Annotated in this window: 15 protein-coding genes; 7 read left to right on the top strand and 8 right to left on the bottom strand. The window is 59.2% G+C overall.

Annotated features, from left to right (window positions below):
- Positions 1–24 precede the first annotated feature (24 nt).
- From SP68_RS13465 to bioD, 3 genes are all read left to right on the top strand, one after another.
- Positions 25–927: a LysR family transcriptional regulator gene (locus SP68_RS13465; RefSeq protein ID WP_023297552.1), complete on the top strand. Its 903-nt coding sequence runs from the start codon at positions 25–27 to the stop codon at positions 925–927.
- A gap of 124 nt (positions 928–1,051) precedes the next feature.
- Positions 1,052–2,272: a sugar metabolism global transcriptional regulator Mlc gene (mlc, locus tag SP68_RS13460; protein WP_032691385.1), complete on the top strand. Its 1,221-nt coding sequence runs from the start codon at positions 1,052–1,054 to the stop codon at positions 2,270–2,272.
- Positions 2,273–2,399: 127 nt separating this feature from the next.
- Positions 2,400–3,095, top strand: coding sequence for a dethiobiotin synthase (gene bioD / locus SP68_RS13455; RefSeq protein ID WP_012541855.1), 696 nt, complete (start codon positions 2,400–2,402; stop codon positions 3,093–3,095).
- On the opposite strand, the gene clcB is transcribed toward bioD, so the two are convergent.
- The 6 genes from clcB to SP68_RS13425 all read right to left on the bottom strand — a co-directional run bounded on the left by clcB (position 3,048) and on the right by SP68_RS13425 (position 9,469).
- The gene (gene clcB / locus SP68_RS13450) at positions 3,048–4,343 is read right to left on the bottom strand and encodes a voltage-gated ClC-type chloride channel ClcB (RefSeq protein WP_040968479.1); all 1,296 of its coding nucleotides are present in this window, start codon (positions 4,341–4,343) and stop codon (positions 3,048–3,050) included. The two genes, bioD and clcB, sit on opposite strands and share 48 nt — an antisense overlap.
- A 133-nt stretch (positions 4,344–4,476) precedes the next feature.
- Entirely contained in the window at positions 4,477–5,085 is a 609-nt protein-coding gene (gene dmsD, locus SP68_RS13445; RefSeq protein ID WP_008805018.1) for a Tat proofreading chaperone DmsD, read from the bottom strand.
- A 41-nt stretch (positions 5,086–5,126) separates the two neighbouring features.
- Positions 5,127–5,984 carry a dimethyl sulfoxide reductase anchor subunit family protein gene (locus SP68_RS13440; protein ID WP_040968480.1) on the bottom strand — a complete coding sequence of 286 codons (858 nt, stop codon included), beginning with the start codon at positions 5,982–5,984 and terminating at the stop codon, positions 5,127–5,129.
- A gap of 1 nt (position 5,985) precedes the next feature.
- Positions 5,986–6,603 carry a DMSO/selenate family reductase complex B subunit gene (locus tag SP68_RS13435; RefSeq protein WP_008805016.1) on the bottom strand — a complete coding sequence of 206 codons (618 nt, stop codon included), beginning with the start codon at positions 6,601–6,603 and terminating at the stop codon, positions 5,986–5,988.
- 10 nt (positions 6,604–6,613) lie between these two features.
- Positions 6,614–9,049, bottom strand: a complete 2,436-nt coding sequence (ynfE, locus tag SP68_RS13430) for a selenate/tellurate reductase subunit YnfE (RefSeq protein WP_032739849.1) — start codon at positions 9,047–9,049, stop codon at positions 6,614–6,616.
- A 150-nt stretch (positions 9,050–9,199) separates the two neighbouring features.
- Positions 9,200–9,469 (bottom strand): DUF1161 domain-containing protein, encoded by a 270-nt coding sequence (locus SP68_RS13425; protein ID WP_023297556.1) that lies wholly within the window; start codon positions 9,467–9,469, stop codon positions 9,200–9,202.
- Positions 9,470–9,570: 101 nt separating this feature from the next.
- Here SP68_RS13425 and SP68_RS13420 point away from each other — a divergent pair, with 101 nt between their 5' ends.
- The gene (locus SP68_RS13420) at positions 9,571–10,281 is read left to right on the top strand and encodes a YnfC family lipoprotein (RefSeq protein WP_008805013.1); all 711 of its coding nucleotides are present in this window, start codon (positions 9,571–9,573) and stop codon (positions 10,279–10,281) included.
- On the opposite strand, the gene speG is transcribed toward SP68_RS13420, so the two are convergent.
- On the bottom strand, positions 10,275–10,835 hold the full coding sequence (gene speG, locus SP68_RS13415) for a spermidine N1-acetyltransferase (RefSeq protein ID WP_040968481.1): 561 nt from the start codon (positions 10,833–10,835) through the stop codon (positions 10,275–10,277). The genes SP68_RS13420 and speG overlap by 7 nt on opposite strands.
- Positions 10,836–10,913: 78 nt before the next feature.
- Complete coding sequence (locus SP68_RS13410) at positions 10,914–11,255, bottom strand: DUF1283 family protein (RefSeq protein ID WP_004206035.1); 342 nt, start codon at positions 11,253–11,255, stop codon at positions 10,914–10,916.
- Positions 11,256–11,363: 108 nt separating this feature from the next.
- Between SP68_RS13410 and SP68_RS13405 the strand changes: the two genes are divergently transcribed.
- From SP68_RS13405 to SP68_RS13395, 3 genes are all read left to right on the top strand, one after another.
- Positions 11,364–11,726, top strand: coding sequence for a YnfA family protein (locus SP68_RS13405; protein ID WP_162493261.1), 363 nt, complete (start codon positions 11,364–11,366; stop codon positions 11,724–11,726).
- A gap of 114 nt (positions 11,727–11,840) precedes the next feature.
- Positions 11,841–13,124: an MFS transporter gene (locus SP68_RS13400; RefSeq protein ID WP_023322553.1), complete on the top strand. Its 1,284-nt coding sequence runs from the start codon at positions 11,841–11,843 to the stop codon at positions 13,122–13,124.
- A 286-nt stretch (positions 13,125–13,410) separates the two neighbouring features.
- Positions 13,411–14,874 carry a mannitol dehydrogenase family protein gene (locus tag SP68_RS13395; RefSeq protein ID WP_040968482.1) on the top strand — a complete coding sequence of 488 codons (1,464 nt, stop codon included), beginning with the start codon at positions 13,411–13,413 and terminating at the stop codon, positions 14,872–14,874.
- Positions 14,875–15,065: the final 191 nt, after the last annotated feature.

Genomic DNA, 15,065 nt, shown 5'->3' with positions numbered 1-15,065 from the left:
AATCTCAAATAAGACGTTTTAAATATGAATATCGAGTTGCGTCATCTGCGCTATTTTGTCGCCGTCGCGGAGGAATTACATTTTGGCCGGGCCGCAGCGCGACTGAATATTTCTCAACCGCCGTTAAGCCAGCAAATTCAGATCCTCGAGCAGCAGACCGGCGCCCGCCTGTTCGCGCGCACCAATCGCAGCGTCAGTCTGACGGCGGCCGGAAAGCAGTTTCTCGCCGATAGCCGACAAATTCTTGCCCAGGTGGATGACGCGGCCGCCCGCGCTGCGCGTCTGCATCACGGTGAAACCGGCGAACTGCGTATCGGCTTTACCTCCTCGGCCCCCTTTATCAAGGCGGTATCCGATACGTTGTCGATGTTTCGTCAGCGCTACCCGGATGTGCATATTTTGACCCGCGAGACCAACACTCGCGAACAGATTGTGCCACTGAGCGAGGGGGCTCTCGATCTGGGGCTCCTGCGCAATACCCAACTGCCGGACACCCTGGCGTGGGAGCGGGTGCTGCGCGAGCCGTTGCTGGCGATGGTCCCGGCCGACCATCCGCTGGCCCGCCAGCCCTCGGTCAGCCTGGCGGCGCTGGCGCGCGAACCCTTCGTCTTTTTCGACCCGCACGTGGGTACCGGCCTGTATGACGATATCCTCGGCTTGCTGCGTCGTTACGGTCATACGCCGGTGATTGCCCAGGAGGTGGGGGAGGCGATGACCATTATTGGTCTGGTGGCCGCCGGACTGGGGGTGTCTATCCTGCCGGCCTCCTTTCAGCGCGTACAGCTCAGTGAAATGCGCTGGCTGCCGATCGACGAACAGGATGCGGTGTCGGAGATGTGGCTGGTGTGGTCGAAACATCATGAACAGGGAGCGCTGGCAAAACGCTTTCGCGAGTCGCTGCTGGCCTGGAGAACCGAGCACAATTGAGGCGAAAAGAGGCTGGAAATGTGCGGTAAATCACAAGGCTAAGTAAAAATTTGACGTTCACCATCGAAGTGCTTCACCATAGCCGAAAGTTTATTTCGAAGCGCGAAAATAAAGGGAGTCAATGGTGGTAGCGGATAGTCAACCAGGCCATATCGATCAAATTAAGCAGACCAATGCGGGCGCCGTGTATCGCCTGATTGATCAGCTCGGCCCGGTATCGCGTATCGACCTCTCCCGATTTGCGCAACTGGCTCCCGCCAGCATCACCAAGATTGTCCGCGAGATGCTGGAAGCGCATCTGGTGCAGGAGACGGAGATCCAGGAGCCCGGCAGCCGTGGCCGCCCGGCGGTGGGGTTGATGGTAGAAACCGAGGCCTGGCACTATCTTGCGGTGCGCATCAGCCGCGGCGAAATCCACCTTTCGCTGCGTGATTTAAGCAGTCAGCTGGTGGTGGAGGATCAGCTGGAGCTGGCCCTCACCGACAGCACGCCGTTTCTGACCCGTATTATTGATCATATCGATCGGTTCTTTATTCGCCACCAGAAGAAGCTGGAACGGCTCACCTCCATCGCCATGACGATGCCGGGTATTATTGATACCGAAAATGGCATTATTCATCGCATGCCGTTTTATGAGGATGTCAAAGATGTGCCGCTGGGCGATGTGCTGGCCAACCATACCGGGGTGCCGGTCTACATTCAGCATGACATCAGCGCCTGGACTATGGCGGAATCGTTGTTCGGCGCCTCGCGCGGCGCCCGGGATGTCATTCAGGTGGTCATCGATCATAACGTCGGCGCCGGGGTTATCACCGACGGACGCCTGCTGCATGCTGGCAGCAGCAGCCTGGTGGAGATCGGCCATACTCAGGTCGATCCCTACGGCAAGCGCTGCTACTGCGGCAACCATGGCTGTCTGGAAACCATTGCCAGCGTAGAGAGCGTGCTGGAGCTGGCGCAGATGCGCATGGCCCAGTCGATGAGCTCGCTGCTGCACCAGCGTCCGCTGAGCGTGGAGTGGCTGTGCCAGGCCGCGCTGCAGGGCGATCTGCTGGCCAGAGACATTATCAGCGGCGTGGGTAACCACGTCGGGCGGATTCTGGCGATCATGGTCAATCTGTTTAACCCGCAGAAAATTCTGATTGGCTCGCCGTTTAATCTGGCGGCAGATATCCTTTTTCCGGCAATTTCCAGCTGCATTCGGCAACAATCGCTCCCGGCCTACAGCCAGCATATCGCGGTTGAAAGCACCCAGTTTTCTAATCGTGGCACGATGGCTGGCGCGGCGCTGGTCAAGGATGCGCTCTATAACGGATCCTTACTCATACGACTGTTACAGGGTTAACATTTTTTCATAGTCACACCAAAAATTGCGCTATCTCAAGCCGACCTCTGGCGGCATCACGTAGACTTTGCCCACTGTTGATTATTTCTCTCCCGTATATTTCATCGACAAAACTGTGGGGTTAGTGATGTTTAAGCGTTTCTTTATTACAGGTACAGACACCTCTGTCGGGAAGACAGTGGTTTCCCGTGCGCTGTTGCAGGCACTTGCTGCCAGAGGCAAAAGCGTGGCCGGGTACAAGCCTGTGGCGAAGGGCAGCAAAGAGACGCCAGACGGTTTGCGTAACAAAGACGCGCTGGTGCTGCAGAGCGTCTCCACGCTGGCGTTGCCGTATGAGGCTGTCAATCCCATAGCGTTAAGTGAAGACGAAAGCAGCGTGGCGCACAGCTGCCCGATCAACTACGGTTTGCTGTCGGATGGTTTGCAGCGACTGGCCGGTCAGGTCGATCACGTGGTGGTTGAAGGCACCGGCGGCTGGCGCAGCCTGATGAACGACCTGCGACCGCTCTCCGAATGGGTGGTACAGGAGCAGCTCCCGGTGCTGATGGTGGTGGGGATCCAGGAGGGGTGTATCAACCATGCGCTGCTGACGGCCCAGGCGATCGCCAATGACGGGCTGCCGCTGATCGGCTGGGTGGCCAACCGCATCAACCCCGGTCTCGCGCACTACGCTGAAATCATCGATGTCCTCAGTAAGAAGCTGCCGGCGCCGCTGATTGGCGAGCTGCCGTACCTGCCGCGCGCCGAACAGCGTGAGCTGAGCCGCTACGTCGACTTAGACATGCTCGGCAACGTGATGGCGATAGATCGAATCCCGGCGTAACGTCCGCGACAGCACCGACGCCACCACGCAGGTGATCAGCAGGCCGGGCAGCAGCGCATACTGCCCGGTCATCTCACAAATCATCAGGGTCGACATGATTGGCGCATGGGTGGTGGCAGCCAGAAACGCCGCCATGCCGGTCAGACCGATCATCATAGCCATCTCTTCATTCCCCGGTAGCCATAGCCCGCTGACGCTGGCAAACAGCATGCCCATCGCCAGGCCGACAAACAGCGTGGGGGTAAAGACCCCGCCCGGCGCGCCGGAGCCGCTGCTGGCCAGCACCGCCAGCAGTTTGCACAGGAAAACGCCGGCCAGCAGTACGCCGGACGGCGGCATCTGCAAATAGCTTTGCACCACGCTGTAGCCGTTGCCCCACACCGCCGGGGTGATGAGCGATAAGCCGCCGACAATCAGCCCCCCCAGCGCCAGCTGCCACGGCGGCGTCAGTTTCAGTTTGACGAACCCGCGGTGGCTGTAGTCCATCAGCCAGATAAACAGCGGGCCGCACAGCCCGGCCAGCAGGCCAGTCGCCAACATTAAACCATAGTGCAGCGCGCTGAGGTTCTGCTGCAGGACGACGTGGTACAGCGGCGTGGCGCCGCCGTTGAGAAACTGCGTCAACAGCAGGGCGATCACCGCCGAGATAACGACCGGCCCGAGCGAGGCCAGCATCAGCGTGCCAAAGAGAATTTCAGCAATAAACAGGCTGCCGGCCAGCGGGGCATGATAGGCGCTGGCCATCCCGGCAGCGGCGCCGCAGGCGACCCACAGCTTCCATTCAGTCTGCGGCGTGAAGCGGCGGGCGAACAGCGACGCCGCCAGCGCGGCCAGCAGGATCATGGCGCCTTCCCGGCCAATCGCGCTGCCGGTGACCACGACCAGCAATGACGCCAGCGATTTCACCAGGCTTGCCGGCGTATCGAAGCAACCGTCGCCGGTCTCCAGGGCTTCCATATAATCGGTGGCGGCATGCGGGCGCGCGATGCTGCGTCGCTGCCACAGCCAGAGAAGTGTCCCTGCCGCTAGGCCGCCCAGCGCCGGGGTAATCAGCCGCCGCCACGTCGGCAGCGACTGCGCCGCGTTGACCAGGCTCCCGCTGTCATTGCCAAGAAACAGCGTTTCCAGCACCACCATCGCATGGCGAAACAGCGCCACCGCCAGGGCGGCGAGAAGGCCAATCAGCGTGGCGATCAGCAGGCGGCGAAACATCACCTGGACATCAGGATAGGGATGAAGACGGTGCATCAGTTACGGCGAGGTTCGGAAAACATGGCCTTATTGTGATAGGGAATAACCTTAGATGCAAAAGCGATAAGTGCGGGTGAGGGGCTGGGAAGCGACGAAATAAAACCGCGCCGGATACCGGCGCGGTGAAGGGTTAACGATAGAGCGCTTTTTCCGCCACGGCGATCGGCAGATTCTCCTGCCACTGCGCCAGCGTTGCCTGCGCCAGCTGACCCAGCGCCTGGTAGAAGGGGTGGGCGGCATGGTCGACAAAGACGCTCAGGAAGCGCCCGGACCACGGCAGCAGGTGCCAGGCCAGCAGCTGGGCAAACAACGCATCCTGCTCCGTCTCGCACAGCCATGCCGCCAGCAGCAGCAGGGTGCCGAAATGATCTTCCGGTTCGTTACGCTCGGCGTCCAGTGCGATGCCGTTCGTGCGCATCCACTCGCGCAGGGCCAGCGTGGAATCGCCAAACAGCACTGACTCTTTATCCAGCCAGACGGATCCCCATGGCGGCGCCGGCAGGGCCCACGGGCCGATAAACAGGCGTTGCCAGGCTTCCGGTAATGACTCTTCCGTCGACGCGGCAAAGGCTGACGCCAGCGGGGCGGTTACCGGGAAGGGCCACTGTTGCTGCCAGCTGCCGTCCTGGAAGGCGGCGACCAGCGGCGCAATGTGCGCGCTATTCGGCGCATAAGAGAACAGCGCGCCCAGGGTGCGAGCGCTTAACGCGACAGCGTCGCGGTTTGGGATCGGCATCATTACTTATTCCTTTCTGCGGCGCGCGCCAGCGCGCCGTCTCATTAACCGGCAACCGCCATACCGACGGTCATATGCAGACCATAAAACAGGCCGCGACCAATACATTCCGCGATCAAGACCAGCAGCAGGCCGATCAGCAGCGCCGTAGCGCGCGGCGGTTGGCGGCGGATCAGCGGACACAACCAGCAGCCAAGACCGAGAGCCAGCAGTATCAGGCGTAACGCCTGGAGTGTGCCGTAATCTGGCAGCAGGGTGGCTGCCTGCTGGACTGAACTGTGAATGGTACTGAGTCCGGCGCTTTGCATGATGATAACGGCGGCGCCGATCGCCAGCGCGGCCACGCTGAGTCCGGCAAAAAACCAGCCGTTAAAGTCGACTTTCGCCAGCCGCAGCAGCAGGGCGGCGAACAGCGGCCCGCTGAGGAGCACCGTCAGGAAGAACGCGCTGGTAGTGTAGCCATTGTACCATGTTGGCACGGTATCGATTTGGTAAACCCGGGTCATCGCCAGAACAAACAGCAGCCCCAACAGCATGGCGATCACCAGCCAGACTTTACCCAGCGCCGCTGGCATTTTGCCCACTACCGCCAGCAGCCACCAGAATCCTCCCACGGCGAAGAACAAGGCGCCGCTGGCGATTTCATTGCTCAGCGCCGAGGCGCCGACGCGGTTCAGCGAGTTAAACGCGCGCAGCGGCGAACCGAGATGCATCACCGAAGCCAGAAAACCAATACCCATCAGCAGCCAGATAAAAAACATGCTGCGCACCAGCCGCTGCTGCGCTTCGCGCTGGTCTGTCAGCGATAGCCAGCCCAGCCCGCTGACGAGGGTCGCGCCGACCACGCATTGCCCCAGTACCGTAAACAGCACCAGCGGCCATTCATGCCATCCGCTTCCCATCTCACACCTCCTTTGGATTTGCCAGATAACCGGTGGTATCGCCACACGGACGGGCATTGGCGTTAGGTTTGATCACGATACTCGGCCTGGTAAAGTGCGCCGACGGCAGCGGGGCCACTGCGGCCAGCTGGCCGTGCTTGGCGCGCAGCTCGGCAATCGGCCCGAAATCGAGCGCGCGCAGCGGGCAGGACTCGACGCAGATCGGCTTTTTCCCCTCGGCGACGCGCTCGTGACAGCCGTCGCACTTGGTCATGTGGCCTTTGTCGGCGTTGTACTGCGGGGCGCCGTACGGGCAGGCCATATGGCAGTAGCGGCAGCCAATGCACACCGCTTCGTTGACCACCACAAAACCATCGTCGCGCTTGTGCATCGCCCCACTTGGGCAGACCTTGGTGCAGGCCGGATCTTCGCAGTGGTTACAGGCGATGGAGAGGTAGTAGGCGAACACATTCTGCTGCCAGACGCCGTTGTCCTCCTGCCAGTCGCCGCCGGCATACTCATAGATGCGGCGGAAGCTGACCTCCGGGGTGAGATTCTTGTAGTCCTTACAGGCCAGTTCGCAGGTTTTACACCCGGTACAGCGAGCGGAATCGATAAAGAATCCATATTGCGTGCTCATGGTTTACTCCTTAAACCTTTTCGATGTCGACCAGGTTGGTATGCTGTGGATTCCCCTTCGCCAGCGGCGATGGGCGGTGGGTGGTCAGCGTATTCATGCAGGCGCCATGGTCGATCCGGTCTCCGGCCATATTCGCGTCGTGCCAGGCGCCCTGGCCCATCGCCGACACGCCCGGCATGATGCGTGGCGTCACTTTCGCCGGAAGACGGACTTCGCCGCGCTGATTAAAGACGCGCACCATATCGCCGTTTTTAATCCCGCGTTTTTCCGCGTCAAGCGGATTGAGCCACACTTCCTGGCGACAGGCCGCTTGTAATACATCGACGTTGCCGTAGCTGGAGTGGGTGCGCGCTTTATAGTGGAAACCAAACAGCTGCAGCGGATACTGGCTGCGCAGCGGATCGTCCCAGCCTTCAAATGTGGAGGCGTAGACCGGTAGCGGGCTGATAACTTCGTCTTTCTCCAGCTGCCAGTGGGCGGCAATCTCGGCGAGCCGGCTGGAGTAGATTTCAATTTTTCCGGACGGGGTTTTGAGCGGATGCGCTTCAGGATCGCGGCGGAAGTCGCGATAGGCGACGAAGTGGCCGTTCGGATCTTTACGCTTGTAGATGCCCATCTGTTTCAGGTCGTCGTAGCCAGGTAGCGCGGGGTCTTTCGCCATCATTTTGGCATACAGATGCTGCAGCCACTGCGCCTGCGTGCGCCCCTCGGTAAAACGTTGATGCACGTCGTCGCCGAGCCGTTTCGCCACTTCACTTAAGATCCAGTAAATCGGTTTGCGTTCGAACTTCGCCGAGGTAGCAGGCTGGATAAAAATGAGATAGCCCATATTGCCGGCGTAGTCGTTGGGAATAATATCTTCCTGCTCAACGGTCATCAGATCGGGCAGCAGCAGGTCGGCGTATTTCGCCGACGAGGTCATAAAGTTGTCGATAACCACAATGGTCTCGCACTTGCTTTCGTCCTGCAGGATCTCGTGGGTCTTATTGATGTCGGAGTGCTGGTTGATGATGGTGTTGCCCGCGTAGTTCCACAGGAACTTGATCGGCACATCCAGCTTCTCTTTGCCGCGCACGCCGTCGCGGGTGGCGGTCATCTCCGGGCCTCGAGCGATGGCGTCGGTCCAGGTGAAGCAGGAGATGGCGGTCTTCACCGGATTTTCCAGCACCGGCAGACGTTCGATAGTGATGGTGTAGGTTGATTCGCGGGCGCCGCTGTTGCCGCCGTTGATGCCCACGTTGCCGGTTAAGATCGGCAGCATGGCGATCGCGCGGGCGGAGAGTTCGCCGTTGGCCTGGCGCTGCGGTCCCCAGCCCTGGCAAATATAAGCCGGTTTACTCATGCCGATTTCGCGCGCCAGCTTAATGATGCGATCGGCGGGGATGCCGGTAATACGCGAGGCCCACTGCGGCGTTTTGGCGACGCCGTCGTCACCCTCGCCAAGAATATACGCTTTGTAGTGGCCGTTTGCCGGTGCCCCGACCGGCAGCGTTTTCTCATCGTAGCCAACGCAGTATTTGTCGAGGAATGGCTGGTCGACGAGATCCTCGTTTATCAGCACCCAGGCGATACCGGCGACCAGCGCGGCGTCTGTGCCGGGACGAATAGGGATCCACTCATCTTCCCGACCGGCGGCGGTATCGGTGTAGCGCGGGTCGATAACGATCATCCGCGCGTTAGAGCGCTCGCGAGCCTGCTCCAGATACCAGGTAATGCCGCCGCCACTCATCCGGGTTTCCGCTGGGTTATTGCCGAACATCACCACCAGCTTGCTGTTTTCAATATCCGAAGTACTGTTGCCGTCGTTGCTGCCGTAGGTATAGGGCATCGCGCAGGCAATCTGTGCGGTGCTGTAGGTACCGTACTGGTTAAGCGAGCCGCCGTAGCAGTTCATCAGCCGCGCTACCGGCGACGCTGAAGGCGACGAACGGGTGATGTTGCCGCCGACGATCCCCGAAGAGTAGTTAATGTACACGGCTTCATTGCCATACTGGGCAACGGTGCTTTTCAGACGGTCAGCGAGGATATCCAGCGCCTCCTGCCAGCTGATGCGTTCAAATTTGCCTTCCCCGCGCTTGCCGATGCGCTTCATGGGATAGTTAAGGCGATCCGGATGATTGATGCGCCGACGAATAGAGCGCCCGCGCAGGCAGGCGCGGACCTGGTGGTCGCCGTAGCGGTCGTCGCCGGTATTATCCGTTTCGACGTAAACCACTTCATCATCCCGCACGTGCAGCCGCAGGGCGCAGCGGCTACCGCAGTTGACCGAACAGGCGCCCCAGACAATGCGGGTGTTGTCGCCGGTAGCCTGTTGTACTGCTGCCGCGGCGCTGCGCAGTGTAAAGGGCAGGGTAAGCCCGCCGGCGGCCAGCGCCAGAGAGCTGAGGGCTGTGGATTTGAGTAGCGCGCGTCGGGAGACGCCGCCGGGGGATTCCTGATTCGACATTGCTCACTCCATGATAGTTATGCTGTGCGGAGAAGGGCCGCCACGTCATTAACAGACGCAGGGGTGAGCGATAATACGTTATGGGTAGCCAGCAGATCTTATCCCTGGTCAATGCAGGGATAAGATCTTTCATTTGAAACCGAAGTGGGCTTACTGAGCGTCGTTTTCGGCGGGACTGTCGCTGTTACGCGTATAGGTGATTTTGAAGGTGTCATTGGCGCAATGACCGACCACCTGAACCCCGGGCTGGTCTGCCTGATCGTTTGGCACAATGGCCAGGCTGAAGGCGGTTTCCGGTACGCCATTGTTGATGATCTTCTGCTGGATGTCGCTTTTGACCCGTTCACAAGAGTCGGGGGCCGCCAGCACGGCCGTGGAGCACAGCAGTAGCGCAGCGCCTGTCCAGAGGGATAGTTTCATCTTACACTCCTTATCGATGTTATCCAGAATTAAGCATAGCAGAACTGGTGTAAACAATTGTATTTGCTAATATGATCTGATGTACACAAAAGGAATCGCCTGTGAAAAGATTGTATTGGCTGATCCCGGCAGCGCTGCTGCTGACGGCGTGCGACCGCCAAAGCGCCCCGGAAGCCTTCACCCCGGAGATGGCGAGTTTTTCCAATGAGTTTGAGTTCGATCCGCTGCGCGGGCCGGTGAAAGATTTTAGCCAGACGCTATTGGATGAACACGATGTGGTGGTCAAGAAGGTGAGCGCTCAGCTGTCAAAAGAGGGATGTTTCGATCTGCTGACCCTGGAAGATGTGGAGAACAATACCGGCGCCACGCTGCTGCTGGATGCCAACTATTACGTCGATGGGCGCACCCACGAGAAGCGACTGCGCCTGCAGGGCAAGTGTCAGCTGGCAGAGATGCCCGCCACGGGGGTGAGCTGGGAGACGGATGATAACGGTTTTATTATTCGCGCCCGCGGCAAAGAGACCACCGCCACCTACCGCTATGACAGCGATGGCTATCCGCTGGGAAAAACCACCACCGCCAAAGAAGAGCAATTTACCGTCGCTTCCACGCCGTCGAAAGATCCGCGCAAGAAAATGGACTATACCGCCATCAGCACCTTCAACGAACGCACGCTGGGCACGGTACGCCAGACCTGCGACTACGATCGCCACGACAATCCGCTGAGCTGTGAGCTGCAGGTGATTGATGAAAGCGTGCAGCCGCCGCTGACACGCCATTACACCATCAAGAACCGCATTGATTATTACTGAGCCGTCGGCTTCAGCAGGGCCGGTCCTGGGATTTTGTGTTCGGCCAGATACTGGTGCTGGAACAGACACATGCGAATGGTGTTGCGGTACTCGCCGTTAATGAAAAACTCATGGATGAGTTCACCCTCGACGATAAAGCCAAGCTTGCGGTAAATATGGATCGCTTTTTCATTCTCTTTATCGACAATCAAATACAGCTTATACAGATTAAGAACCGTAAAACCGTAGTCCATGGCCAGCCGCGCCGCGCGAGTGGCAAGGCCTTTTCCCTGGAAGTCCGGTGAGATAATGATCTGGAACTCGGCCCGCCGATGAACATGGTTGATTTCAACCAGCTCTACCAGCCCGGCTTTATCGCCATTGCATTCGATGACAAAGCGACGCTCGCTTTGATCGTGGATATGTTTGTCGTACAGATCGGAGAGCTCAACGAAGGCCTCGTACGGCTCTTCAAACCAGTAGCGCATGACGCTGGCGTTGTTATCGAGCTGGTGGACAAAGCGCAAATCTTCCCGTTCTAGGGGGCGGAGTTTGACGTGTAGCGCGTCGGTCATGGGTAATCCTGTGGTTAAAGCTGAACAGCGCGTTATGAAAGGCGGCGCCCGCAGGCGCCAGCGTTGACAGGAAGCGGATCAGGGATTGATTGCCCGGCCGGTGCGGCGGTCAAGGCAGCGCAGAGTGTTCGGCTCCCAGTAGGCATTGACGTTGGCGCTCTTCTGGCAGTTATCCTGCGCGTCGAAGGCGACATCGGTTTTGTCCCACTCTTTTTCCGCCCGCTTATTGACCTTCTGGCGCAGGCTGCGGGTGTCGTTCCATTGCTCTTTTTCCATCGACGCCTGCTGACGGCTTTGCGCGCTGTCGCCAGATTCAATCACCAGCCGGTCGGTGGCGGCGAAGGAGCTGGAGGTATAGACCACGGCGCTCAACGCCAGAATGGCGGTCAGGCACCAGCGTTTGTTCAGTGTCATGTTCATCACGATTTCCTTTAAGTGATGGGTTAACCCTCAGGTTAAGTTTACTACAGCTCTTTTGCCGGGCATAGCCGACAAAACAGCCTAGGGAAAGGGCTATTATCGCGTAGAATAGTTCAACGCTTTGTCTCATTTACGAATCTTTTAATGCTCAAAACAACGCTCCTGTTCTTTGCCACCGCCCTGTGCGAAATCATCGGCTGCTATCTGCCGTGGCTATGGTTAAAGCGCGGGGCCACGCCGCTGCTGTTGATCCCCACCGGCCTGGCGCTGGCGCTGTTCGTCTGGCTCCTGACGCTCCATCCTGCCGCCAGCGGGCGGGTCTATGCCGCCTACGGTGGGGTGTACGTCTGTACCGCCTTACTCTGGCTGCGGGTCGTGGATGGCGTCAAGCTCAGCCATTACGACTGGGCCGGGGCGATCATCGCCCTGTGCGGCATGCTGATCATCGTAGCGGGCTGGGGGCGGGCCTGAGCTCGCCTTGTGTGATCGCTGCCACTTTTTTAAACCTTAATTCTTGTATGGTAGTCGACCTGTTGCCTTACTTATCAGACATTCTCTTTTGTTATGACTCTGTAAGGAACAACGATGGCTATCGAGACACTTGCCGCCCGGACGGGGGCGACGCCGCTGCGTATCCGTCGGGTGCAGAAGATCACCCTGACGCTGCTGTTTATCGCCGGTATCGTCAACTTTCTTGACCGCTCTTCGCTGAGCGTCGCCGGGGAGGCGATACGCGCCGACCTGGGACTCAGCGCCACCGAGTTTGGGGTGCTGCTCTCCGCCTTTTCGCTCTCCTACGGCTTCGCACAATTGCCGTCGGGAATATTGCTGGATCGCGTTGGACCGCGCATTGTGCTCGGCGCCGGACTGATTTTCTGGTCCGCAATGCAGGCCCTGACCGGGATGGTCAATTCGTTCTCGCATTTTATTCTGCTGCGCATTGGCCTCGGGATTGGTGAAGCGCCATTTATGCCCGCCGGTGTGAAATCAATCAATGACTGGTATGCGCAAAGAGAGCGCGGTACGGCGGTGGGGATATTTAACTCCTCGACGGTGCTGGGGCAGGCCATTGCGCCACCGGCTCTGGTTATTATGCAACTGGCCTGGGGCTGGCGAACGATGTTTGTGGTGATTGGCTTAGCCGGTATCGTGGTCGGTCTGTGCTGGTATGTGGGCTACCGAAATCGCCGGCACTTCACCCTTCAGGAAGAGGAGCAGCAGTATCTGGCCAGCGAGGAGGTGGCCCGCCCGGCGCTGAAATTTAGCGAATGGCTGGCTCTGTTTAAACGGCGCACCACCTGGGGGATGATTCTGGGCTTTTCCGGTGTGAACTACACCGGCTGGCTGTATATCGCCTGGTTGCCCGGCTATTTGCAGGCACAGCAGGGATTAAGCCTGGCCCGTACCGGCTGGGTGGCGGCGATCCCGTTCCTTGCGGCGGCGGTGGGGATGTGGGTCAATGGCCTGGTGGTCGATGCCCTGGCGCGCAGAGGTTACGATCTGGCGAAAACCCGGAAAACGGCGATCGTGATCGGTCTGGTGCTGTCGGCCCTGGGCACCCTGCTGGTGGTGCAATCCTCCACGCCGACCCAGGCGGTGGCTTTTATCTCCATGGCGCTGTTTTGCGTCCATTTTGCCGGGACGTCGGCCTGGGGGCTGGTGCAGGTATTGGTGGCAGAGCATAAAGTGGCTTCGGTGGCAGCGATCCAGAACTTTGGCAGCTTTGTGTTTGCCTCCTTTGCGCCGATCGTCACCGGGTGGGTGGTGGATACCACTCATTCTTTTAATCTGGCGCTGGTGATCGCCGCCGGCGTGACCTTCACCGGGGCGTTGTGCTACTTCTTTATCGTTAAAACCCGTATCGACTAACTGCCAGACCGGACTCCCGGTTAAGCGACAGGCCCGCAGGGACGCGTGGCTGGTGTGTCATTCGTCGACTTCTTTTATTTCCTCGCGGCGCCTGTTTCCCATTCTATCAGCGATGATTTTGTGACGGTTCACTCCCGACAGCGAACCGGCCATATCTTCTTGTATGGTAGTTGACAGAAATCAAAGATGTTATACCAATTGCGTGCGATGGTTGAGACACAAAGGCATTCTCCTCGAGAGTTCTCCCCGAGAATGGTTGATGAGACACATAACAACGAGAGTCATCATGGAAAACACCCTTTTAACCGCCAACGCCATGCTGCCAGGCTACGATCGCAGCGCGCTGATCCCCCGTATCGTGCACCTTGGTTTTGGCGCATTCCACCGCGCCCATCAGGCGGTATATGCCGATATTCTTGCCAGTGAACATGGCAGCGACTGGGGCTATACCGAAGTCAATCTCATCGGCGGCGAGCAGCAGATCGCCGACCTCCGCCAGCAGGATCGGCTGTACACTGTGGCCGAAATGTCCGCCGACGCCTGGACCGCACGCGTGGTTGGGGTGGTGAAGCAGGCGCTGCACGCCCAGGTTGATGGCCTCGACGCGGTGCTGGCGGCGATGTGTGAGCCACAGGTAGCCATTGTCTCCCTGACCATTACCGAGAAAGGTTATTGTCATTCGCCGGCCAGCGGCGAGCTGCAGCTCGATCACCCGCTGATCGTCGCCGATCTGCACAACCCACACCAGCCAAAATCGGCGCCGGGCGTGGTGGTGGAGGCTCTGGCTCGCCGTCGGGCGGCAGGCTTGCCGGCTTTTACCGTGATGTCCTGCGACAACATGCCGGAAAACGGTCACGTCATGCGCAATGTTGTCTGCGCCTACGCCCGGGCGCTGGACGCGGAGCTGGCGGCCTGGATTGAACAGAACGTCACCTTCCCATCGACCATGGTGGACCGCATTGTCCCGGCCGTTACCGCGGAAACCCTCGATAAAATTGAGCAACTGACCGGCGTGCGCGACCCGGCCGGGGTGGCCTGCGAACCTTTCCGTCAGTGGGTGATTGAGGATAACTTTGTTGCCGGCCGTCCGCAGTGGGAAAAAGCGGGAGCGGAACTGGTCGCCGATGTAGTGCCTTTTGAAGAGATGAAGCTGAGGATGCTCAACGGTAGCCACTCGTTCCTGGCGTACCTGGGCTATCTGGCCGGTTATCAGCACATCAACGACTGTATGCAGGATGACAACTACCGCCGCGCGGCGCTGGCGCTGATGCTGGACGAACAGGCGCCGACGCTGAAAGTGCAGGGGGTGGATCTTCCGCGCTATGCCAGTCTGCTAATTGACCGCTACTGCAATCCGGCGCTGAAGCACCGTACCTGGCAGATAGCCATGGACGGCAGCCAGAAGTTGCCGCAGCGCATGCTGGACTCCGTACGCTGGCATCTGGCGCACCAGCAAGATTTCACGCTGCTGGCGCTCGGTGTGGCGGGCTGGATGCGCTATGTCGGCGGCGTTGACGATGCCGGCCAGGCGATTGAGATTTGCGATCCGCTGTTGCCGGTTATCCAACAGGCGGTGGCGGCCAGCGCCGAGGGTGAAGCGCGGGTGAAAGCGCTGCTGGGTATTGAGGCGATCTTCGGCCTGGCGTTGCCGCAGGAGCCCCGTTTCGTCTCGGCGGTGACCCGCGCCTATCTGGCGCTGCAGCGGCTGGGGGCCAAAGCCACTGTCGCCGCGTGGGCTGCCGAGCAATAATCCGCTTCCGGTGTCGGCCTCGTCGTCGACACCGGATATTTTGTTATCTCTGCCACCTTCCGCTGATATTTCTTTTTTGCTGTCGATCGGTTTTAGCGCGCTGAAAAGATGATCGAACGCAATGTCTATACATAACTCTATATTTCCCTGATTTACTAAAGATAATTAGCTGTTATTTTTCCGAATAATGG

It is taken from the genome of Klebsiella variicola (genome assembly GCF_000828055.2).
In the GTDB taxonomy this organism is placed as follows: Bacteria; Pseudomonadota; Gammaproteobacteria; order Enterobacterales; family Enterobacteriaceae; genus Klebsiella; species Klebsiella variicola.
This window is presented reverse-complemented; position numbering and strand designations above follow the sequence as displayed.